Annotated in this window: 21 protein-coding genes and 1 pseudogene; 6 read left to right on the top strand and 16 right to left on the bottom strand. The window is 37.7% G+C overall.

From position 1 onward, the window contains the following. Positions 1 to 64: 64 nt before the first annotated feature. Both crcB and FIU87_RS04385 read right to left on the bottom strand, forming a co-directional pair. Complete coding sequence (crcB, locus tag FIU87_RS04390; protein ID WP_152443467.1) at positions 65 to 454, bottom strand: fluoride efflux transporter CrcB; 390 nt, start codon at positions 452 to 454, stop codon at positions 65 to 67. After that, positions 451 to 846, bottom strand: a complete 396-nt coding sequence (locus FIU87_RS04385) for a fluoride efflux transporter FluC (protein ID WP_152443466.1) — start codon at positions 844 to 846, stop codon at positions 451 to 453. The genes crcB and FIU87_RS04385 overlap by 4 nt, the downstream gene beginning before the upstream one ends. A gap of 212 nt (positions 847 to 1058) precedes the next feature. Here FIU87_RS04385 and FIU87_RS04380 point away from each other — a divergent pair, with 212 nt between their 5' ends. Further along, a complete protein-coding gene (locus FIU87_RS04380) occupies positions 1059 to 2024 on the top strand; it encodes a quinone oxidoreductase family protein (protein ID WP_152443465.1) in 966 nt (321 codons plus the stop codon). A gap of 91 nt (positions 2025 to 2115) precedes the next feature. Here FIU87_RS04380 and FIU87_RS04375 read toward each other — a convergent pair whose 3' ends face one another. From FIU87_RS04375 to FIU87_RS04365, 3 genes are all read right to left on the bottom strand, one after another. After that, positions 2116 to 2367: a hypothetical protein gene (locus FIU87_RS04375; protein ID WP_152443464.1), complete on the bottom strand. Its 252-nt coding sequence runs from the start codon at positions 2365 to 2367 to the stop codon at positions 2116 to 2118. 112 nt (positions 2368 to 2479) lie between these two features. Next, complete coding sequence (locus tag FIU87_RS04370; RefSeq protein WP_152443463.1) at positions 2480 to 3670, bottom strand: DUF2812 domain-containing protein; 1191 nt, start codon at positions 3668 to 3670, stop codon at positions 2480 to 2482. Then, positions 3667 to 3996, bottom strand: coding sequence for a PadR family transcriptional regulator (locus FIU87_RS04365; protein WP_172970949.1), 330 nt, complete (start codon positions 3994 to 3996; stop codon positions 3667 to 3669). Before FIU87_RS04365 ends, FIU87_RS04370 begins: the two co-directional genes overlap by 4 nt. Positions 3997 to 4352: 356 nt before the next feature. On the opposite strand from FIU87_RS04365, the gene FIU87_RS04360 reads away from it, so the two are divergent. Beyond that, positions 4353 to 4805, top strand: a complete 453-nt coding sequence (locus FIU87_RS04360; protein WP_253905510.1) for a DinB family protein — start codon at positions 4353 to 4355, stop codon at positions 4803 to 4805. An 18-nt stretch (positions 4806 to 4823) separates the two neighbouring features. Then, a pseudogene (locus FIU87_RS21660) lies at positions 4824 to 5288 on the top strand (SMI1/KNR4 family protein); the annotation flags it as partial. A 438-nt stretch (positions 5289 to 5726) separates the two neighbouring features. Here the strand turns inward: FIU87_RS21660 and helD are convergent. From helD to FIU87_RS04330, 6 genes are all read right to left on the bottom strand, one after another. Beyond that, the gene (gene helD, locus FIU87_RS04350) at positions 5727 to 8057 is read right to left on the bottom strand and encodes an RNA polymerase recycling motor HelD (RefSeq protein WP_152443460.1); all 2331 of its coding nucleotides are present in this window, start codon (positions 8055 to 8057) and stop codon (positions 5727 to 5729) included. Between the two features lie 214 nt (positions 8058 to 8271). Beyond that, positions 8272 to 8439, bottom strand: a complete 168-nt coding sequence (locus FIU87_RS20920; RefSeq protein WP_172970948.1) for a glycine zipper domain-containing protein — start codon at positions 8437 to 8439, stop codon at positions 8272 to 8274. Then, positions 8432 to 9691, bottom strand: a complete 1260-nt coding sequence (locus FIU87_RS04345; protein ID WP_152443459.1) for an MFS transporter — start codon at positions 9689 to 9691, stop codon at positions 8432 to 8434. Before FIU87_RS04345 ends, FIU87_RS20920 begins: the two co-directional genes overlap by 8 nt. A gap of 312 nt (positions 9692 to 10003) precedes the next feature. After that, positions 10004 to 10714, bottom strand: coding sequence for a DUF2711 family protein (locus FIU87_RS04340; protein WP_152443458.1), 711 nt, complete (start codon positions 10712 to 10714; stop codon positions 10004 to 10006). A 76-nt stretch (positions 10715 to 10790) separates the two neighbouring features. Next, positions 10791 to 11411: an NUDIX hydrolase gene (locus FIU87_RS04335; RefSeq protein ID WP_152443457.1), complete on the bottom strand. Its 621-nt coding sequence runs from the start codon at positions 11409 to 11411 to the stop codon at positions 10791 to 10793. 172 nt (positions 11412 to 11583) lie between these two features. Further along, positions 11584 to 12231, bottom strand: a complete 648-nt coding sequence (locus FIU87_RS04330) for an acetate uptake transporter (protein WP_152443456.1) — start codon at positions 12229 to 12231, stop codon at positions 11584 to 11586. Between the two features lie 330 nt (positions 12232 to 12561). Between FIU87_RS04330 and FIU87_RS04325 the strand changes: the two genes are divergently transcribed. Both FIU87_RS04325 and FIU87_RS04320 read left to right on the top strand, forming a co-directional pair. Then, complete coding sequence (locus FIU87_RS04325; protein WP_152443455.1) at positions 12562 to 13671, top strand: CotS family spore coat protein; 1110 nt, start codon at positions 12562 to 12564, stop codon at positions 13669 to 13671. After that, the gene (locus FIU87_RS04320) at positions 13668 to 15287 is read left to right on the top strand and encodes a glycosyltransferase family 4 protein (protein ID WP_172970947.1); all 1620 of its coding nucleotides are present in this window, start codon (positions 13668 to 13670) and stop codon (positions 15285 to 15287) included. The genes FIU87_RS04325 and FIU87_RS04320 overlap by 4 nt, the downstream gene beginning before the upstream one ends. A gap of 84 nt (positions 15288 to 15371) precedes the next feature. Here the strand turns inward: FIU87_RS04320 and FIU87_RS04315 are convergent, their stop codons facing one another. From FIU87_RS04315 to FIU87_RS04305, 3 genes are all read right to left on the bottom strand, one after another. Continuing rightward, positions 15372 to 16550, bottom strand: a complete 1179-nt coding sequence (locus FIU87_RS04315) for a glycosyltransferase family 4 protein (protein WP_152443453.1) — start codon at positions 16548 to 16550, stop codon at positions 15372 to 15374. A 1-nt stretch (position 16551) separates the two neighbouring features. Further along, positions 16552 to 17502, bottom strand: coding sequence for an NAD-dependent epimerase/dehydratase family protein (locus FIU87_RS04310; RefSeq protein ID WP_152443452.1), 951 nt, complete (start codon positions 17500 to 17502; stop codon positions 16552 to 16554). A gap of 281 nt (positions 17503 to 17783) precedes the next feature. After that, positions 17784 to 18869, bottom strand: a complete 1086-nt coding sequence (locus FIU87_RS04305) for a CotH kinase family protein (protein ID WP_152443451.1) — start codon at positions 18867 to 18869, stop codon at positions 17784 to 17786. A gap of 158 nt (positions 18870 to 19027) precedes the next feature. On the opposite strand from FIU87_RS04305, the gene FIU87_RS20915 reads away from it, so the two are divergent. Continuing rightward, positions 19028 to 19378: a hypothetical protein gene (locus FIU87_RS20915; protein ID WP_172970946.1), complete on the top strand. Its 351-nt coding sequence runs from the start codon at positions 19028 to 19030 to the stop codon at positions 19376 to 19378. 338 nt (positions 19379 to 19716) lie between these two features. On the opposite strand, the gene FIU87_RS04295 is transcribed toward FIU87_RS20915, so the two are convergent. Both FIU87_RS04295 and FIU87_RS04290 read right to left on the bottom strand, forming a co-directional pair. Further along, positions 19717 to 20952, bottom strand: a complete 1236-nt coding sequence (locus tag FIU87_RS04295) for a PqqD family protein (protein ID WP_152443450.1) — start codon at positions 20950 to 20952, stop codon at positions 19717 to 19719. A 13-nt stretch (positions 20953 to 20965) separates the two neighbouring features. After that, the gene (locus FIU87_RS04290) at positions 20966 to 22129 is read right to left on the bottom strand and encodes a ThiF family adenylyltransferase (protein ID WP_152443449.1); all 1164 of its coding nucleotides are present in this window, start codon (positions 22127 to 22129) and stop codon (positions 20966 to 20968) included. Positions 22130 to 22333: the final 204 nt, after the last annotated feature.

Below are 22333 nucleotides of genomic sequence, written 5' to 3'. Positions count from 1 at the left end.
CGAAATCCTGTAATCCGTGAAAAATTATAAACAACCACATACATCAACTTGTTTACTAAAACAATTACCTAACAACCAACAAACCACTACAAAAGCCAATCAAAAAACAAACAATACTCCCGACAATCGACAACAAAATATATACAGCAGCTTTTCCAAACTTCTTGTGTCTGATTAAGTCCACGGCCTCTACACTAAACGTAGAAAAGGTCGTGAACGCTCCAAAAAAGCCGATACCGATTAGAAGGTAGAAAGGATCTTCATATGCATTCTGAGGGAGGGCAGCGTAGCGTATTGAAAAAAAGAAACCCAACCCAAAAGACCCGAGTAAGTTCACGGTTAACATAGCCACAGGGATGGCGGGTGTTGGATATTTCTTCATGATGCCTAATCCTATTAAATAGCGTAGGATGGCACCAACCCCACCGCCAAAAAGGAGATAAAGCATGTTCATTTAGACTCCACCTTCCCTTGTACCCTTCCCCATTTATCTCCTAATAAAAAGCCGATAAAAGCAAGTGAAATACCGCCAAAAAGGGAAAGGAGTAGATAAAGTAATGTGTTGAATAGGGAGGAATGAGTATGTAAAAACAAGCTGTCAGCAGCTAGAGTTGACATAGTAGTAAATCCCCCACAAAGCCCAACTCCTATGCCGAGTCGGAGCCATTCTGCCATCTTGTTGGTAAGCACCCAACCTGAAATAGCACCCAACAAAAAACTTCCCAATAAATTTTCCACAATCGTTCCTACTGGAAAGCCGACATGTAAAGTGTAGTTATTCAATAAAAAGCGGAAGAAGGTTCCCAAAGCACCGCCAATTCCAATAGATAATAAATTTACAAACATACCAGCTTCCTCCATTCCTTACTATCTTTCCACATAGCTCACATAAAAAAGGATTATTTAGATGAAAGTAGCACTTTTTAGTAGCTATAGAGCAAAAAAATGCGTGCTTCTATTTTTTATGATATTGTCTATACTATCAACTTTCCGTACTTATCGGAAGAAAGGTACTACATTTACATTATTGACTGGGTGTTAATAAGATTGGAGGAAACATGAAAGCACTTGTATTCGAATCGTTCGGGGGACCAGATGTTTTACACTATCAAGAAGTAGAAAATCCAAAGATTGGACCAGAAGAAATATTAGTGCAGACAAAAGCAATTGGTCTAAATTTCGCTGATATTTATCGTAGAAAAGGAAATTACCATCTCACAGGAAAACCTCCTTACATTTTAGGTTATGAAGGAGCTGGTGTGGTTGTGGAAGTTGGAGAAAACGTCACGGATTATAGCAATGGAGATCGCATCGCTTTTGCAGATGTTCCATTCGCGAATGCGGAATTAGTTGCCGTACCAGTAGAAAAAGCAATACCATTACCAGCTGGAATTTCCTTTGAAGAGGCCGCTTCGAGCTTACTTCAAGGATTGACCGCACACTACCTTGTGCAGGATAGCTACAAAATTAAAGAAGGCGACAACGTACTCATTCATGCAGCAGCTGGGGGAGTTGGACAGTTATTAGTTCAAATGGTTAAGCTACTCGGTGGAACGGCAATCGGACTTACTTCCTCTCAGGCGAAAGCTCACACAGCAATGGAAAACGGTGCTGATCATGTGTTCTTGTATCACGAAGATTGGGTAAATCAAACGATTGAGATAACAGATAGTAAAGGTGTGGATGTAGCTTACGAGTCTGTTGGCTCAACGCTATCTCAGAGCTTTTCGGCAACTAAAATCGGTGGAACGGTGGTCTTTTTTGGCATGGCAGGAGGGGACCCGGAACCAGTGGATCCTCGTATGTTAATGGATACATCAAAAACGTTAACCGGCGGAGACCTATGGAACGTCCTAACCTCTCAGCAAGAAAGGCTCGAGCGTTCAAAGCAGCTTTTCAACTGGATACAACAAAAAAACATCTCTTTACCTAGGCCCACCTGCTTTCCACTAAAAGATGGCCAGCAAGCACATCAACTACTCGAAAGCAGACAAAGCACAGGGAAAATATTACTGATTCCATAAAAAGCATGGGACGGTTCTTACGCTACTTTCACAAGATGAGGGTAGCAGGAGAACCCTCTCCATGCTTTTTATTTATTGATTTACGCTTGCACTACATCATGACAGCAGCTAAATAAATGTAAAGAAAGTAGCCCACTGGAATGAAAGTAATGAACAACCCTATCCATTTGTTTTTAAGCATAAATTGTGCGACTAGTCCAAGTCCCCAAACAAACAGCCAAATAAAAATAGTTACATCATTGGTAGAGCCTTCCCCAATTCCACTGAATCCGTAGCCAAGCAGACTTGATCCCACAACAAAAAGGCCCGTAATTACATGGAGAATAATGATAGATCTCCTCATCCCTTCTCCCCCTTTTATTCTGTCTAAGATAAATCTATTAAAATTATAACAACAACCTACTGATTATAGAATAATTTTCCAAAATGCAGGGGTGGTTCTCCTGTCTCCGTTTTTAAGCTCTTTTCAAACGATAGTAATACATCCATGTTCGAGTAATAAAGGAACCAAACAAGATGATAAGGATAAAAAACATAATCGTGTTTGTGTCATGTATGCTCCATACGTTTTCTTTTTGAAATATGGATGGAATGTTAAGAGTGGCAAAAAAGAGGTACATGAGCACCAGTGGCAAGAAAAGTGCAGTGTAGGAAAAGGCAATTTTTCTCGCATGCTTCAATTGATGAGTTTTATCGCTATACAATTGAGGTACCTCTTCCCCTTCCTCGTACTCTTTACTCCAAATTGTCCACTTTTGCATAGAAGAGAAAGAACGAAATTCATCCTGCCAGCCTGCCTCTCTATGAATCTCATAATAAGTATCGTTTGAAAGGTGTTGATAATCCGCACAAAACTTTACGTTTCTAGGCTCACCTTTTAAGAAGTAAAAGGACGTACCAGGCTTGCCTACCCGAATTAATTGATAGCCTTTTTTAGCCATTTCCTCTAACCAATTCTCCAGCTTATCAGGGGAATACATCCATCCGAATTTCCAACGTTTCATGATTTTTCCTTCACGCTTAAATTGCTTTTGCTCTGCCTTACTCAAGCTAATATTTTTCACCACAAATTCCTCAGAGTATGTTCCCTGGCTTTCTAACGACAAAGCCTTATTCGTTTTCCTTATCTTCAAGACAGAAAAGAGCATAAAAAGATAAAAAACAACTGCTAATCCTAATGCTATGTATGTGATAATCCAATAAGGACTTTCCACTTTTTCAACCGGAATGTCCGTAACATACGGTGTCAATAATAGAGCCACATTCATTAATGCCATCCATGTCAGGTAGATAAGCAAAACTAGAAAAAAATACATCAAAAACTTATTTCGTTTGAGGATAGCTTCGCGGCTAATAGAGGTTTTTACTTCCTCGGCTGGTTTAGCATTCGCAATCATATACCAACTTCCACTTTGCGCTACCATCTCCCAGCCATCATTTTTTAATGATGAAGAAAGGTTTCTGGTTTGATTTTTATCATGACCAATGCGATAGGTAACCGTCTTCGCTTCCTTTTTAGTAAAAATAAATCTTCGCTTAATACGATGAAACGATGTAAGCTGATAGCCCTGCTCAGCTTGATCTGTAAGCCATTTTTCTGTCTTTTGTACATTATAGCTCCATAACGGCCTAACACATGTTTTCATAAAAACTCCCCCTCGTACTTTAACGCATTTCCATGAAGCTCCTTTAGTCTCTCAATCTCAGATGTAATGAGCATCTTTCCGCTTTCCGTAATTTCATAAACCGTTTTCCGCTCCGCATCCGAAAACACCGTAATGACCCCGTCCTTTTGCATCTTCGTCAACGTCCCATAAATGGTACCCGAGCCAAGATTGATACGACCGTTTGAAATCTCTTCCACATGCTTGATAATTCCATAACCATGTCGCGGCTCAGTTAAAGACAGCAAAATATAATAAGCTGTTTCCGTCATGGGAATGTATTTTTTTAGTATCTTCTTAATTTCCAATATGTTCACCTCATTTTCCAGACTACATCACGGTGAGATATGTCATATCACGACTATATCACGATGTGACATAGTAAACAAGATAAATTTTACAATTAGGCTTTTCCAAAAAATTGTTGATTATAACCTAGTAAAAGTCAGCTTAAGACGTTTTTCAATCGTGATGCGAAGAAAAATTTCCACATGTTTACATCTTCTTCCACGAAAAGAGCACGACATCAACGTTGATTACGAGTGTCATATCTATCCGCGGTGCAACAAAATTTACAAAAACAGCCTACAAAATCGAACAAACATTCCCTTTTTCACCAAGTTCAGGTTATAATAAAAATATTCTAACAATGAAGGGGAGAAAGATGATGAACTCAATCAAGCAATATGAAAAAACAATAGATAGAATCATAGAGATAAAAGAAGCAACTCACGAAAAATGGAACAATGCCATTGCAGAAGGTAAGTGGTCCATCATGCAAATCGTAGGGCACATCTATTATTGGGATAAGTACATCCTGGAAATAGTCATTCCCCAATTGCAGGATGGCGCAGATCTTCCCCCATTCCCTGATCACGATCTTTATAATGAGGAAGCGATGAACTTTATACGAGACTTTTCAAATGAGCACTTGGTTAATGCCTTTGTGAAAACTCGGAAGGACTTAGTGGAAGAGCTTTCGAAGATCGACCAAGACGTACGCTTCACGATTAACGGAAGCAAAAGAAGATATTCGACAGATAGCTTTATCCGGATGTTTTTGGAACACGATGAGCACCACTTGAAGCAAATACAAGAATTTTCGCAAAAAAAATAGTGGGTAAGGAGGGGGAATATGACTTCGTTTTGGCAAAAGGATAATGATGAAGGCAAATTAGAGCCTTTAACAGATCAGATGGTTGAATTAGCAGAACAAAAACTGAATGTCGAATTGCCTATTTCATACATAAACATTCTAAAGCAACAAAATGGCGGGTTCCTTGCATTTAATGCCTATCCTTCCCACACACCTACCTCGTGGGCTAGAGACCATGTGCTTGTTGACCATCTATATGGAATAGGAATGGGAGAAGAAAAGGGCATCTTAGAAAGTGAATACTTAATTCAAGAATGGGATTTACCAAAGAATGTTGTATTAATTTCAGGGACTACAGAGACATGGATTGCCCTTGATTATCGAAATAGAAAATCAAATCCCCCTATTATTTTTTTAGATGCTGAGCAAAATCAAGAAATAAAGTTGGCAGAGAGTTTCGAAGAATTTACTAAAGGTCTTTTTTACCATGATGGAGAAGAGGATTTGGATGACAATGACGACGAAACGGACCTTTCAGAACAAGAAATAAATGAGCAATATTCTAAAATAGATGAAGTTATACTCAAAGGAACACCAAAAGAAATCGACCGAGTCTTTACTCGAATTCTATCTACTAATAATGAACTAATCCGCTATATGACAGAAAAAATGAGACAACACTCCAAAGCAAAAGTTCACTTCTACTTACTACTATTTTTATCATGCTGTGCGGAAGGTGATAACAAAGGAATTTTTGATGACCATTATTTAGCAGATATTCTACAAGAATTTACGAAAAGTAAAAATAAGGACGTTAAAGAGTTTGCCTTGTATTCCTTAAATCAATTAAAACAAAGACTTTCTAAATAGATAGACTGTATAGGTTAAATAAGCCTCGAAAATGCTAGGTTACCTTCGCATTCTCGAGGCTTATCTTGTAAATTATCCTTGTTCAATAAACCCTTCCTGCCATGCCTTTTGTAAAAATGGGCTCATTTCCCCTATACAATAAAGCTGCAGGTAGTGCATCGCTCTCGTACATGCCGTATAGAAAATCCTCCGTAGACTCTCTTCGCCATACACATCCTTTGACGCATTATAAATGATGACCGCATCAAACTCGATTCCCTTAGACAAATAAGATGGGACCACCACTACACCTTGCTCATATTCCAAGGAATTACTTTTTAACAGTTTTACATCATCTATTTCTTTTAAATCATCAAATGCTCGATAACTTTCCTCTGCAGATTTACAGATAATTGCAATGCTTTGATATCCCCTGCTTTGCAACTCGCCGACTTTACGGGCAATCGCTGCATTCAAACTGTCTTCATCCTCCACTTGTTGTATCATCGGAGGCTCTCCACTGCGTTCAAATGGGACGATATTTTCCCCGTTCGGCACAAGTCTGCGAGTAAATTCAATGATTGGTTTGGTGGAACGATAGCTTCTGGATATGTTAATGATCTCTGATTTGTCCTCACCATACAAGCTCTTTAACATGTCGAAATTAACCTCTCCTTGTGCATGGGTGAAAATTGCCTGATTAAAATCGCCTAGCACCGTCATTCTCGCGGCAGGAAACAGACGTTTTAAAAACTCAAACTGAAATGGCGAATAATCCTGCGCCTCATCCACCACGACATGCTTAATAGAACTATTTATTTGAAAGCCCAAAATTAGCTCCTTTAAAAACAAAAACGGAGTTGCATCCTCGTAGTACAGTTTATCTTCATCCAACGATTTTATTGTTTCTTGGCAAATTACTGGCCACGCCTCAGGAGTGTTTGTTCCTAAGTGTAGTTGATCCGTAAAAAGCTGTGCGTATAATCTTTTAAAGTTTATAAACTCAAAAGCTTGCACTCTCTTACGCAAATGCTTCATTTTTTTGCGAACAATTAAGCGCGCAAGATCTCTTGGATCCACTTCATAATCAGCAACTTCTTCACGTTTAAAGCCACGCTTTTTCGCTAAATATAGCCGTGCCTTTTGATACTCGTCATTGCTTAGTAGTTCCATTTCCTCCTGCACCCATGCTTTATGACTTTCTGTCTTTTGGATTTCATTTAATCTCTTCAGCAACCAGTCCTTCAATTTATCCAATCGATTATATATACGAAAAGACACTTCATTTTGATAAAACCACTCCGACATCTCTTGTTCTGTGATGATGGCTTTTCCTCTAAACTTTATATCCTGAAAAGCCATTCCCTTTTCTCCAAGTGCTTCCATATATATTTGCAGCATCTCAAAAAATGGATTGGATGCTTTAAAGCGCATTCCTTCAATCCTTGCTCGATACGATGAGGTATCCTTCGCAGTTAGAACATACTCCAGTTGTTCATAGGGATTTTCGATATGAAACGCCTTTGACAATCGATGGTCCAAATACTCCTGGAACGTAACTTGCTGCATGCTCTCTTCTCCAAGCTCAGGCAACACATTTGACACATAGCTATTAAACATCGAGTTAGGAGAAAACAAAATGATTTGGTCTGCATTCAAATTTTCTCGATACTTATAAATTAAATAAGCAATTCTTTGAAGAGCTGCTGATGTTTTCCCACTTCCCGCAGCACCATGAACAATCAACATCCTGCCACGATCATGACGAATAATCCGATTTTGCTCCTGTTGAATCGTGGCAACGATATTATGCATATATTTATCCTTCGTCCCGCTTCCAAGAACCTGCTGTAAAATTTCATCCCCAATCGTGATGCCTGTATCAAACATGGACTCCAGTTCACCTTTTCGAATTAGATATTGCCACTTCTTCTCTAGGGTACCATGAATTTCTCCACCAGGAGTTGAATAGCTAGCTGAACCAGGCTGATAATCATAGTAGACGCTTGAAACCGGTGCCCGCCAGTCATAGATAAGGAAATCCTCGCCCTTCTGATCCATAAGGGCAGAGATACCGATGTAGATTTCTTCCTCGTCAGGAGCTTCATTTTCCTTAAAATCAATCCGCCCAAAATAAGGGATTTCCTTCATTTTTTTCAATGCCGACAATCGTTTCGCACTTTGTTTGTGCGTGCTCTGGCTCACAGACAATGCTTGTGCCTCCTGCCTTAAGCCAATGATGGTCTCTAAAAAATCATCAAACGAATCTGTGTTGACTTTTACTTCCTCCCAAAAGTGTTTGCGAATATGAATTACTTCATCTTTGCGTCTGGAAGTCTCTTCTTCCAATCGCCTCATTTCCTCCGTAATGGTTTCCATTACATCCTTCACACGCTTTTGCTCCAGCTGAAATTCTCCACTCATAAGCAAACACTCCTTCAAAAAAAATGAAAACAGGGGGTTGACTTGAGATCGAATTGTATTATATAATTATAATAGGGATAAATTTAACTAAATATTATAAATACAATGCAATCTAACTAACTATATCATAAAGCATTTGCTTTTACAATAACGGTTTAATAAAAGAACAAGGCATCCAGCCTTGTTCTTTTTTGTTATATAGTTTTTTATTTTGCTATTCTTTCTTCTTTCCCATATTCGACCCAATTCCAACACCAAATGCAACACCAAAACATATTCCTAAAGCTAAATTATCAAAAAGGAGTCCAAACGCTGTTCCGAGTGCAACACCAATCGCTATTCCGCTTGCCGTTGTTTGCTTTAATTTTTTGTCATCACTCAATGTTTAATACCTCCTCGGTTTCTTTTAAAGCTGGTTTCCCAGCTTCAAGTAATACTCGGTTACGCCCAAGGAAAATGGCTAGGATGATAGTTAACACACCAGTTCCTAAAAGCAGCCATTCAATAGGAACAAAATCTGAAACAGGACCAAAAATTATCATTCCTAGCGGCATCATGGAGGTAGAAATCATCCCCATTACCCCGAACACTCTTCCCAAGTAATCTTCTTCCACCTTCTCTTGAAGCAATACGGTCGCTGGTGTATTGAAAATGGGCATGGTGACGCCGAATATAGCCATGACAGATGTATATACCCAAAAGTTAGGGATAATACCAAGGGCAAAGGTACACACTCCCATGATGACACTGGCAAACCCAAGCGTCTTGATCTTGTTGGAGAAGCCTCCCCAGGAAGCAATGACTCCTCCTCCTACCATCATACCAACGGAAAATGCAATTTCAATGGCGGTTAATCGCCAGACATCATCACCGAAACTTCGCGTCACCTGGAGCGGAGTCAAAAATGCCGCTGGCGCCATCAGAACAAAAAAGATGGCAAAGAAAAAAAAGAATTGCTTTAGAAATGGATGTTTACTCACATACTGTAATCCAAGTTTAAAGTCACTATAGTAGCTAGTTGTTTGTTTTACCTTCGCCTTTTCATGTACCGAAATCTTTAAAAAGAAAAGCAGAGTCACCATCGCAATCACGGCTGTGATTACATCAATAAAAAAGATAATCTCAATGGATGTCAGAGTAAGCAAAGCAGCACTTACCATCGGAGACACAAACATGATAATAGCCATAATACTTCCATTTGCACCGTTCACCTTTGTCAGCTTATCCTTTGGTACTATTTGCGGCAAAATTGCCCCAACTGCAGGCGTTTGAATACCCGTACCAAAAGCACGGACCGCTGCTATCACAAACAATAACCAAATTGCGTCAAATCCCATCATAAAAAGAATGGCAAGAATGAGCGTCGCAAAGGCGATTAACCCATCTGCAAGAATAATTAGCATCTTTCGGTTATACCGATCTGCCCAAACTCCTGCAACTGGAGAAAGCAAAAAGGTTGGGATAAAACCGCAAATGATAAACAATGTCATCATTAATCCGGACCCTGTTTCTAGCGTAATGTGCCACAAGATGGCATATTGAACCAGCGACGATCCAAAAAGCGAAATGGTTTGGCTACTAAAAAACAGGATAATATCCCTTAGCCAGTTTTCTTTTTGATGGTTATTGGTCACTGGGAACACCTCAATTCTATATAATTTTCATTTTTTTAAGCACAAGATTTACTCCATAAGTTCATGGAAGACACAAAAAAGAGGAGAAATTCATCCCCTCTTCTAAAAAGAACCGTAAATATTGGTTTCCTTAAAATAGACAGACTGATCCCGCGCTCTAGACTCAACAAGAGTCCTTAAACGTATTCAGTTATTTGGTGAGGACTGGGAATCGTAATCTAATGGATGCTGTCATAAGGAAAACCTCCATTTCCTAATATTTATATCATTATAGCAAATAAACATTGAGCTTATACTACCTTTTTCCGATAACTACCCTTTTTTCTTTTTATTCCATACGCTCCAATAAATCTCTGTCTCATCATCACAATAAAACCCATCAAGACTACAAGATTCAATTATTCTATCAAGTTTTTTCTTATCATTGGAACAAATCATCGAGAAGTGACTATCCCAATGGGTGGTAATGAGTAACGTATGATCGTGAGTAAAGAGATTATGTCTTTGTAAAGTATCTTGGGTAATTAAATCATCAATGTATTCCAACTTTCTTTCCGTACCGAATTCATCCCCTACCCATATCCAATCATGTTTTTCTTCTTTGATAGCAGATAGGAGTGTATTTATCAATATCTCTGGCAGACACCCCTCTGAAGGAGGAACAAGGTTATGCTTGTTAGTTGTCTTGACAATTGCTTTCTCATATTCTTTATTCGCATACTGCTTTTTTAAACCAAGAATTCTTGTCCTCAGTCCTATATCCAATTCCTCATAGCTCCTCAATCCACTAAGTGATAAAAAATCTGTCCACGTTACCGTCTCACAATTATTCACAATTTGGAATTTGTCTGGATACGTTTCTGGAATGAAAAGGTCATAATTTATGGTCCTTGGTTTAATAAAAGGATGAAAGAAGATATAGATTTCTTGGAATACATCCTTATAAAACTTTTTAATCGCTACATCCTCATATGCACAAACAGCAAATCTATGAGGTTCGGGGAGAACTCTATTTTCATCCATTGATACCATTCCTTTAATCTATTAATTACGTATATCATCGAAAGCTTTGCATTCATAACCTAATGGGTGGATCTATTCAAATTTTCTCTCTTATTTTTTGGATAACATCTTTATAAAATGAAAGTTGATGGGGAACAAATTTATCCTTACCAACGCTCTCGACATACCTGTGTCTATTACCTTCTTTATCTATCTTAAAGCCGCTAACTTCTATCGTCTTTTTTTCACCTAACCATAGTTCCCTAAAATCGTTAAGTTTGGCTATTGCCATACCCGAGACTTCATCTGATTGAACAATGAAATCGTTTAGGTTATGCTCACATTTATATAGAAAGACATGTGCTAATTCTTTGTCGATAAAATCTTCTTTTGTTACGCAATATTCCATTATGCCTAGCTGCTCTAAATCATGAAAAGGAACATCTATCCCTACTTCTTCTTTTATCTCTCTCACACCATCTTCGACCCGCTCATTAGCCGTCAAATGACCTGCAACAGTGATGTCTAAAAGATTCGGATAGTCTTCTTTTAAATCACTACGGAGCTGAAAATAGATACAATCTATTCCCCGATGTTTTGTAACAAACCAACAATGAAAAGTCTCATGCCAATAACCAAACTTATGTACATCGCTACGAGAAGCAACTCCTATCTCATTTCTGCCATCATCAAATATTTTAAAGAATTCATTTTCCATCTTTTTTCTCCTTAAACCCCTAATACTCTTCCTTGTTGAATCCCCTGTTCTTTTTATACATATCTTATTACACCATTTATTGATTATCAATAAATCTTTTAGAAAAGAGCCTTGTAAAAAAATAACGACTCTTCACATAAAGCGAAGAGCCGTTTTGCATTTTATTATTTCATTAAGCAGCTATTTTTACATTTTCTTTTTCCTTTTTAAACACTCCAAACGGTTTCCCCACTGGTAGGACTACCTGTCCAAAGTGAAGATTTAAAACAGCAGCTGCCGAACCATAAAAGGACAGTAATGCTATCAATAATTCAGAGATAGCCGCTAGCATATGTGAAAATTCATACATGATACCAAAGGAACTTAATGACAATCCAATAAATAAAAAATCAATTAGAACAAATATAGAAAATAGAACCTTGTGAGTTCCCATCGCCCCGACTGTCATAAACAAGCTGAAAATCAGGTAACCAATGAACGCCACACCTAACTGCTTAGGGTCTGCCATGGCTTGTAATCTTTCTCCAAAAGCTCCAGCTTGAATCAACCAGGTGGTCCCAACTCCAAACCAAAACAATCCAAATGCTCCAAAAGCTGTGGTACCAAATACGTTATTATGCTTAGAATCTAAGATAGCAGCAATTAATTGTGCCAATCCGCCAAGAAAGATAGCCCATGGCAAGATTAACGATGTTCCTTCTGTTAATCCTAATTTTTGCGATGACGCGACAAGCGTAACCATCGCTAACCCAAATAAACCTAACGCAGACGGATCTGCCGTTACCACTTTAACCGAACGAAAATTTTGTTGCTCATTCATAAGATGTGTAATTCCTCCTTGATTATATAACTTAACTAAGTTACATCAATTACACATCTTTGTCTATATGTGAAAACGGTAACAATAAAATATTTTTTCATCCAAATAATGGCGATAATTAATTACCAAAATTTATAATATTTCACTTCCATAAACTAGTATCCAAACAGTTTCTATTTACTATTGCCTACCTGAAGAAAATCACTGTCGGACAAGATAGTTAGTTTGTTTTTATAAGCGTTCACCTATTATTTCTATATTGTGGACAAATGTCTATCCTGTTTTTATCTGGATGAATACTATACATAGACAAGATACTCAGAGAAGGGAATGAATAGCTTGGGAGAACTCATAATGCCTTGGGATGATGCTGATGAAACCTTAGGTGAATTTTATGTACCGCCATATATAGAAGAAATGGCAGATGACGTAATTACGCAATATGATTTCACCGTGAGTAGTAGGAAAGTTATTACCACAAAGGCAGATAAAGGCGGACTTATCTGGAAAATCGAAACGAATAAAGGGCCAAAAAGCTTAAAGATACTCCATCGTAGACCGACACGGAGTTTGTTTAGTATAGGGGCACAGGAATATTTAGTGAATGAAAAAAAGGCTCGAGTACCTGCCATAGTTAAGACAAAAACAGGTAGCAATGTCGTGGAATTTGGAGGTAAAATTTGGTTTGTTGCAGAATGGATTGAACCTCTCGCTCCAGTATCTGCAGACATTGAAGGGGCAAAGTTATTGAGCAATGCCATTGGAGAATTCCATCAACTTTCAAAAGGATATGTTCCCCCTAAGGGAGCAGAAAATGCTTCAAGACTTTACCGTTGGCCAAAAACGTATCAAAAAGTAATAAAAAAAATGACCTGGTTTAAAGATATTGCCACATTATATTCGGAAATGCCTGCTAGTAAAACCATTTTGAATACAGTTGACATGTTTGATGAACAGGCTAAAAATGCTCTCGCAAAATTGATGGAATCACCTTATCAACAGCTAGCAGCAAAGGGAAATCAAGAATGGGGATTGGTTCACCAAGATTACGGATGGTCCAATGGCCAAATGGGACCGGGTGGAATGTGGATTATTGACCTTGATGGAGTGGCGTATGATATACCAATTCGAGATTTACGGAAATTAATCGGTGGATCAATGGATGATCTCGGTAAATGGGATTTAGATTGGATTGTTCCTATGCTTGATGCATACGATGAGGCAAACCCGATTACAGACGAATTATTCGAAGTTCTATTAGTCGATTTTTCACTTCCAAACCTTTTTTACAAAAATGTAAAAGATATATTATTTGATCCTACCACCGCTTTAAGTAGCGAATTGGATGGTGTAGTCAATAGAATTGTAGAAATCGAACAAACTAAGGGGCCCGTCCTTGAACAGCTACGCAAAGAATGGAGAGGGGGAAAAAGAAAATGAAAGTACTCATCGTTAGCACGGAAAAGCTCCCCGTTCCTCCAGTCAAAGGAGGCGCAATACAAACCTACATTTCAGGAGCTGTTCCAAGCTTAAAACAAAAGCATTCCATCACGATATTAGGACGGCAAGACGATACCTTACCTGATAAAGAAACAAAAGATGGTATACAGTATGTAAGAGTTCCAGGCGGATTATTAGAAACTTATCGGGACGGGGTGGTCCAATATATCAAGGAAAATACATTTGACCTGATTCATATTTTTAATCGCCCTCGTCTTGTGTTACCCATCCGGGAAGTAGCACCCCATTCAAGAATCATCTTAAGTATGCATAATGACATGTTTAAACGTGAAAAAATTTCGCCTGAGGAAGCCAAGGAAGCCATCGGACAATTAGATAAAATTATTACAATCAGCAATTATATTGGAGAGCAGATTGTTAAGCTATTCCCTGAGGCTGAAAATAAAGTAAAAACGATATATTCTGGTGTTGATTTAGATCGTTTCGTTCCTGTTTATTCAAGTAAAGGAAGAAGTATTAGAGCATCCATGCGTCAACAACACCAGCTAGGATCTAAAAAAGTGATTTTGTTTGCCGGGAGGCTTTCAGCAAACAAAGGGGCAGATGTACTCCTTAGGGCAATGGAAGAGTTGTCTAAAAAACACCCTGACATCGCTTTAGTTCTAATGGGTAGCAAAGGCTTTAGCGATAATCGAATGAGCGATTACATTGCCTATATCAAATCTATCGCTGAAAGGCTTTCTATACCTGTGGTCACTACTGGATTCGTTCCACCAGACCAAATTCAAGACTGGTTTGCAACAGCAGACATATTTGTATGTCCATCACAGTGGGAAGAACCACTAGCCCGAGTTCACTATGAAGCAATGGCAGCAGGGTTACCGATTCTAACAACCGCTCGAGGAGGAAACCCTGAAGTTATTGAAGTTGGGAAAAATGGATACATTGTTGAAACACCGGATGATTCAAAAGAATTTGTCACCCACCTCTCTAAGTTGCTATCGAATCCTTCCCTCTGTAAAGAAATGGGGCAATATGGCCGACAATTCGCTGAAAAGAATCACAATTGGAACCGAGTCATCAGCGATATTTCTGAGGTTTGGAGTGAAATTGAGTACAAAATTAAGAATAAGATTGCTATCAATGTAAACGACGAGGAGATAGTGGAGCTAGATGAGCTAGATGAGCTAGATAAACTAGAGATACCAGAATCAATTCCTTCTAATGAAAAAACGAAAAAAGATACAGTTGTCAAAGATGAGAACGAAAAGGTTGAAAAAGTACCGGAACAAAGACCACCTAGAACCGTTGCGGAATTATTTAATTTTATGTTTAGCATGAACAGAAGCTTTCTTTTATCGGACAACGAACCAACATTAGATGAAGATAAAGAAGCGGTTTTTGTGAAACATGAGAACGAAGACAAAGAAACGTTACCTACATCTGTATCTCCTGATAAAAAAGAAGAAAATCTCACTCCTATTGAAGAAACCAAGTCAGAACAGCCAAAGAAAAAAGTGAAAAAAGCACCTAAAGAGTCCAAACCTTGGATAAATAAAGAAACGCTTATAAAAAAAGAATTCGATCATAAGTAATAGCATGCAAAATTAAAAAAGAGGTTGAGAAAGGTGGATTGGCTACCTTTTTTCATCCTCTTTTTTATATTTACTGAAAGATATTCAATTGCCAAACATTCTATCAAATAGCAATAATTCTTTCTGTTCTGGGATTAGTTCATCGTATACATTCCTTAATCGATCGGCAACGTGCCGGAACTGAAAATTCGATTCCACTAATTGTCTAGCATTTTTCGTCCATCGTTCTGAAGCTTCATTATTATTTAAAGAATAATGAATCCCTTTTGCAAACTCCCTCACTTGATCATACTCATCAATAACATACCCCGTTTCTTGATGAGACACGACTTCTGCATTTCCTCCTCGATTGGTAGTAATGACAGGAATTCCAGCAGCAAATGCCTCATAATGAACCCGAGCTAACGGTTCTTGCCATTGTGAAGGACATACAAAAATATCACTCATTAAAAAAATGTTCGAAATTTCATTTGCTGGGATGAAATTCGTGAAGATTACTTTGTCTCCTAAAGGTTCAGCTAAATTTCTTAAGTAGCGAATATAATGATTAATCCCATTATCACTAAACCATTTTCCTCCTGCAATCACAAGGACTGCGTCAGGATGCCTTTTTGCTATAGCTTTAAAGGCGGTGATCAGAAAATGAGTTCCTTTATTTTTCGTTATCCTTCCTACAAATAAGATAACCTTCTTGTTCTCGATTTTGTATTTTTTTCGATATTCATCTCGGATTTTTTGGCCTTGCTTTGTCCACACTGGCGGATACTCATCTAAATTGACACCGGAATAAACAACTTTAAGTTTGGAATCAGCTTCAGGAAACCGCTCTAACACAGTTTGTTTAATATAGTTACTCACCGTCACAATTCGTTCCACAGAACTTACAATTTCCCGTCCCTGATCATGCGGTACTTTTATTTCAGAAAGCATATCATTATGAAGTCCTAAAATAAATTGGCTTGACGGAGAAGCTTCTTTATAGAGTGGGATATTGATTGGGCGATTAAACACATGAATCATGTCAAACCTTATTTTTCGAAGTTGTTCTGCAACATGTACTTCATAGTCCTCTTGGGGAACACGGATGTATTCCACATTATCACGGACCTCATAATTAGGAAGGGATTCATCGATTACAGAAAAAACGGTTAATTGATATTTTTCACTGAGAAATGGTACCACGCCATCAATCATCATCTGTATCGCCCCACCCCGCACAGCCGGCGAAGGGAGTTTTTCTGTACATATAAAGGCAAGCTTCATACTACACCTCCTTATACAAATCTAGTAAATCTTTTAACTCATATTGAAGTCCTTCTTTTAAGGTCACAGTTGGTGAATAATGTAATAGCTTTTCCGCTTTTGTAATATCAGCCCATGTGTGCCTTGGTTCTCCACGTGGTTTTCCAATAAAGTCTAGCTTCGTTTTTTGACCAGTAATCTCTTCTAGTAAATCAATCACTTCTAAAATAGATTTGCGTTCCTTGCCTCCAATGTTAATCGTTTCCCCAAGAACATGTTCGGAATGCAGGGTGGAAACCGTTCCTTCTACACAATCCCTGATATACGTGAAATCACGCGTTTGTTTTCCATCCCCGATTATTGGAATAGGTTTCTTTTTAATCATGCATTCAATAAAGCGGTGAAACGCCATATCAGAGCGCTGTCTTGGACCATACACAGTAAAATAGCGAAGAATGGTCAACGGTATTCCATCATTTTCACGATACACCTGACATAGATACTCTCCTGTAAGTTTCGTTACTCCATAAGGAGAGAGAGGGGATGGGGCAAGATTTTCTGAAACCTTCCCTACTTTCTCACCGTAAACAGAAGATGTGGAGGCATAAATTAACTTCTTGATCGGAATAGTCTTACACGCTTCAAGCAATCGTTGCGTGACAAGAATGTTATTTTCTACATACAAAGAAAAGTTGCTTCCCCAACTAGAACGAACTCCAGGAACAGCTGCTAAATGAAAGATTGAATCATCTTTACCTAAAACTTTACTCCAATCCAAATCTAGTAAATTTTCATTTAAAAATTGAAAACGTGGATGGTTCAAAAGTTCTTTTATATTTCTCAGCTTTATAGCTTTCAAAGCAGGGTCTATTAAGCCATCAATACCAATAACAACATTCTTTTCTTCTTTTAATAACCTTTCGCATAAATGAGAGCCGATAAAACCAGCGGCTCCAGTCACAATAATTCTCATTGTCTAGCCACCCTAATATTATGAAGTTGATAGCTTTCTACGATTAATTTTTCAAGATAAACATCACTTTAGAATCATTCATATATGGAACAGCCATTTACAAGCATCTTCACCGTTAACCATTTTCGTTCGAATGTAATGAGTAAAAATGATGTGTTTTTATATCCTATTTTGCTTAGTGGGAAACGTGAGAGTAGGATGAGTACCTAGAACAAAATGGGCTGACAAATCCTCCAAATAAAAACTCCCAACATTAGCTGCTAGGAGTGTAGGACAAAAATCTAAATCAGATCATGAAGATGATCACGAAGATATTGATTACGATCAAAAATAAAATTCCTAATGAAATTTGGTTCATTATCAAACAACTCGAGTGTATCTTTTTTATAGGGATCCTTTGCTAGGTAGGGACGAAGTTTGCTGTGGAGACTATTTATGAGTGGTTCTAATTCGGAAGTCGTAAAATGGGTTTTTAATATTTCTTCTAGAATGAATCGATATTGGTGACGGAACTCCTTTACATCAAGAACTCTTGCAGTGAGCGTATTAAAGCCTTCAATCGACACTTTATCATATCTCATCACCTTTCCGTTCCAATTCCGACCGAACGTGGCATCGTAATCCCACGGAATCATTTCATACAAACCTGTTTGGCCATTCCGATAAAAAGCATAATTTTGGATAAATCCATCATAATTCTGTGTACAAATTGCCCCGCTAAGCCAATGTAAATATTTATTCACATCTAAGTACTTTACAATTTCCTTCCCGAAATCAATGCGTGGAATGCTATTCACATTTGCTATAAACCTCTCTAAATCCAGATCATCTTCTTTGTTTCCTAATTTACGTAAATATCCTGAGATCAGAGAATCTTTAAGCTTACCCTTTGTGGTTAATAAAGAAAAATTAGTTTGGTGATTCGTTGCATAATAGATAGGACCCTCTGAAAGCTGTCTTTTTTTCAAAAATAAGTCATCAACAGATTCCAGCTGCAAATATATCCCTGCTGGCACCTCGTTCACCTCAATGAAAACATGCTTGCAGTCAGGTGCAATACTCCCCATTTTTTTAAAAAAATCAAAGGAAAGTTTATTTCGAATGAGGGATGGATCACAGTATTCAGCATTAAGATGAATTTCTCGCCCTTCAAATTCTTTATTTAATTCTGCAAAGTTGATTCTATACGATTTTTTGCTAAACTTCCTCGTGTGATTTCCACGATAAGTCAAACCTATGTCATAAGTATGATTGTTTACTATCATTTTGGAAGGAATGGGTTCTTCCTGCCAAATATTATTTTCTAAGGATTCTAGTAAATTAGGTTCTATCAAAAGTTTTATTGTAGGTATTCCATTTAATTGCATCTAAATCACTGCCTCCCAACATTTTCACCATATCATATGAAAAAATTGTGCGCTTGATAGTAATTTTATTGAGCAATATGTAGTACCAATAAAATTAGAACGACATAAAATATCATAACCTTATTTTTAAGGACTCAATTAAAAAGGAGGTAATATAGATGGGGAAAGAAGAAATCTCAAAGTTACACAAAGAAGCTAGGGGATCTGGACTTGATATATTCCTAGGTCGTAACCCAGGATCAAATGATAATCGTGAATCTGACTCTGGCTCTGGCTCTGGTTCTGGTTCCGGTTCTGGTTCTGGTTCTGGCTCTGGTTCCGGCTCTGGTTCTGGTTCTGGCTCTGGTTCCGGCTCTGGTTCTGGCTCTGGTTCTGGTTCTGGTTCTGGTTCTGGTTCTGGCTCTGGTTCTGGCTCTGGTTCTGGTTCTGGTTCTGGCTCTGGTTCTGGCTCTGGTTCTGGTTCTGGTTCAGGTTCTGATTCTGGTTCTGGCTCTGGCTCTGAATCATAATACTTTCATGAAATTGATACGAAAGCTCCTTTTTCTAGTCTTTAAAAGTATTACAGATGTTTTTGTCGAAAAACATGGTTTCACTTAAGACCATTCTTTAAAAGCAAAAAGACACGGAGAAAAATTCCGTGTCCTTTAGATGCAAATGGGGTTATTTGGACATGAGCATATATTGAAACAATTGGCTTCATGAGTCCATTCAATAGAAAGAATTCTATTAAGATGGCTCTATGTTGATACATTATAGTATCAACTACCTTAATGGGAAGGGTCAATATTTTCAAAGGGGCTTACAATCGAGCCCCTTTATGCTTGTTTGGCTCTACACGCTTCCTCATTCATGTAATTTCTGAAGCCAAGCGTCGATTTTCTCTTTCTCTTCTTCTATTTCTCCACGTTCTGATCCATGACCAGAACAATACTACAAATGGAATGGATGACAGGACGATAAATATGATCCCATCAAAAAATTCCATTGATATCAGAGGATAGTCGACCATTTTCACAATAGTAAGAGAGATAAATTTCAATAGTGTCGGAATGGTTATAATAAAGAAAATACTTATAGCCCAGAGGACACCTACTATATAAAAACCTATATACCACTTCATAATCTTCTTTTCCTTAGGGTTAATATTTTCAAGTTCAATTCTTTGTTCTTCCGAAATCTTACGGACCTTACTCCAAATAAACAACCTTGTATTGTGGATTAGGTTATTACATTTAAAGTACGTTGTGAAAACATAATACATATCCGTCTCTAGGTAGAATAAAAATTGAAAGGCTATACCTAAAATTGACACGAGGTTAATCATGCGAATAATTGCAATAAAAGTAGGGTCCATCATGAAAAAAAATTGATTAATAAATAACAGAATAACTCCTATTCCAAAAAGGGCTCCGTCCCATGCCATTCCTGCCAATAGGGCACGATATCTTCTTTTGTGGGGAAGAAGCACAATATTGGACATATCTGTCTCTGCAACAGGAAACACAAGGCGATGTCCAAGACCAATTCGGCTTTTTATTCCTATTGATTTTGCTGCTAACAGATGACCAAATTCATGTAAATATAACAAAAACCATCCAATGGCTGTAGTCGTAATTATAGATATTGTAACTGATGTAGATACAAAAACGTCTGTATGTCTAGGTATAAAGGAAGGATTCATTATACACAACAAAATACCGGCCAATAAGAAAAATGAGTATACAGCAGACATGTACTTATTAAAAAAAAGACTTGCTTGTTTTTGGGTAATCCAATGAAAGTGACCATTGTCTATTACTTCCTCATTCACAACTTTACCATTAACAGTATGAACAAATTCGAGATCATTCAATAATAGATGGGCAAAATCCATGACATCCACATCTATTTCTTTTTCCTTCATGATTCCTTCAATTTGTTCAATTGTTAAACCTTCATCAAAATAATCTATAATTTCAATGGCAATATTGGGAAGTACGACAAAATTACTGACATCTGTCCTTCCAATCATTGTCTCCTCAGAATTTTCCTTTCTTTTTCCTAAGTTGTGCATTTTTAATACACTATTTCTAGCAAGCTCCATGTTTCATCCTCTCCTATCTTGGAACCACATCACGTTTAATGTAATGCTCCTTTTGAAAAAGGTTGATTACTTCGTGTTCACTACTAAGTGAGCCGCAAGTTGGACAATCATCTTGAATTTCCCATTCCCTTATTTTCGTTGTTTCGTAGTTCATAAAATCAAACCTTAAAAGTTTTCCCAAAGACTGCGGTTTTTCAAGTTCAGTAAGAAATTTGAACACCTCTGAAGCTATAATTCCGGTTATCATCATTAAATTTGGGGAAGTTGCCGTATTTGGTGGGATAAAGTTTTCCTCCAAAACTCTGTGAACGATGACTGCGTAATCCTCCGTCTCCTTAAAATTATGAATATGCATACAATCTATGCACCCGGATTCTCCCGGTATAATTGTGTTAAATTGACCCATGGTGATATTGATTCCTCCAGCAATAAACGGAATACTCTTATTCACACAAGCTTCATTTACCCACCTTTGCAATAAAAGGAAAGGTTGATCTGCAGCTAAGATGACTAAATCCGATCCTTCAATCAATGGTTCAATAAGCGTGTACTGGTCAATTTTTTGATTGATTGTTTCAATTTTCATGGAGGAATAAAATGCACTCATAAAATCCTGGGCAGCATCAATTTTCAACCTTCCGATATCTTGCTCATTAAATAACATTTGTCTATTTAGATTGCTTAAATCCACTGTGTCAAAATCAATAATTCTTACATTCCTGACACCCAATCCAGCCAGATTAAAAAGGAGGCTGCAGCCGAATGCTCCCATTCCTATTATTGTTATTTTTGCATTTGAAATTTTCTTTTGAAAGTGCGAGGGATCCATATTAGGGGGACAAAAATGAGACATATAGTTAACGTTCCCTTTAAATCTCTCCTGCTCATTTGGTCCAAGTATGTGTTGATTTTGATCCGTATGTAAGAGAAATCCAAGGTTATTAAATTCCTCAACAGCTGCTTTAATTTCCGCTTCTGAAATATCAGGATAGTGTAAACAGACTTGATCTATAATCTGAGAAATTTCTCTATTTCCATCCATTAACGATAGGAGCATGTATATCGAACCGTTTTCGTCTTCAATTTCAACAACTTTATCAGGGCTATTACCTAATCTCAATAAATTTTTTGATATATAACGGAATGAATAAATAGGATTATATTTAGGTTTGTACATGGCTATTTTCTCTCTCCTTTATAAAAATAAAGAAGAGCTTATAAAAGCCCTTCTTCACTTTTCAAGCAATTAGCAGACAGGTGATCCCATACAAAGCTCCATATCTCTAGTTGCTTTAACCTTTTCAACTTTTTTAGCTACGATTTTCATGTATATCCCCCCCTTTAATTTTGGATAAGAAACTAATTCGACTTATGTAGTCAT

Source organism: Bacillus sp. THAF10 (assembly GCF_009363695.1).
Classification (GTDB): domain Bacteria; phylum Bacillota; class Bacilli; order Bacillales; family Bacillaceae_I; genus Sutcliffiella_A.
The sequence above is the reverse complement of the archived record's forward strand: the minus strand, read 5'-3'. Positions and strand labels throughout refer to the sequence as shown.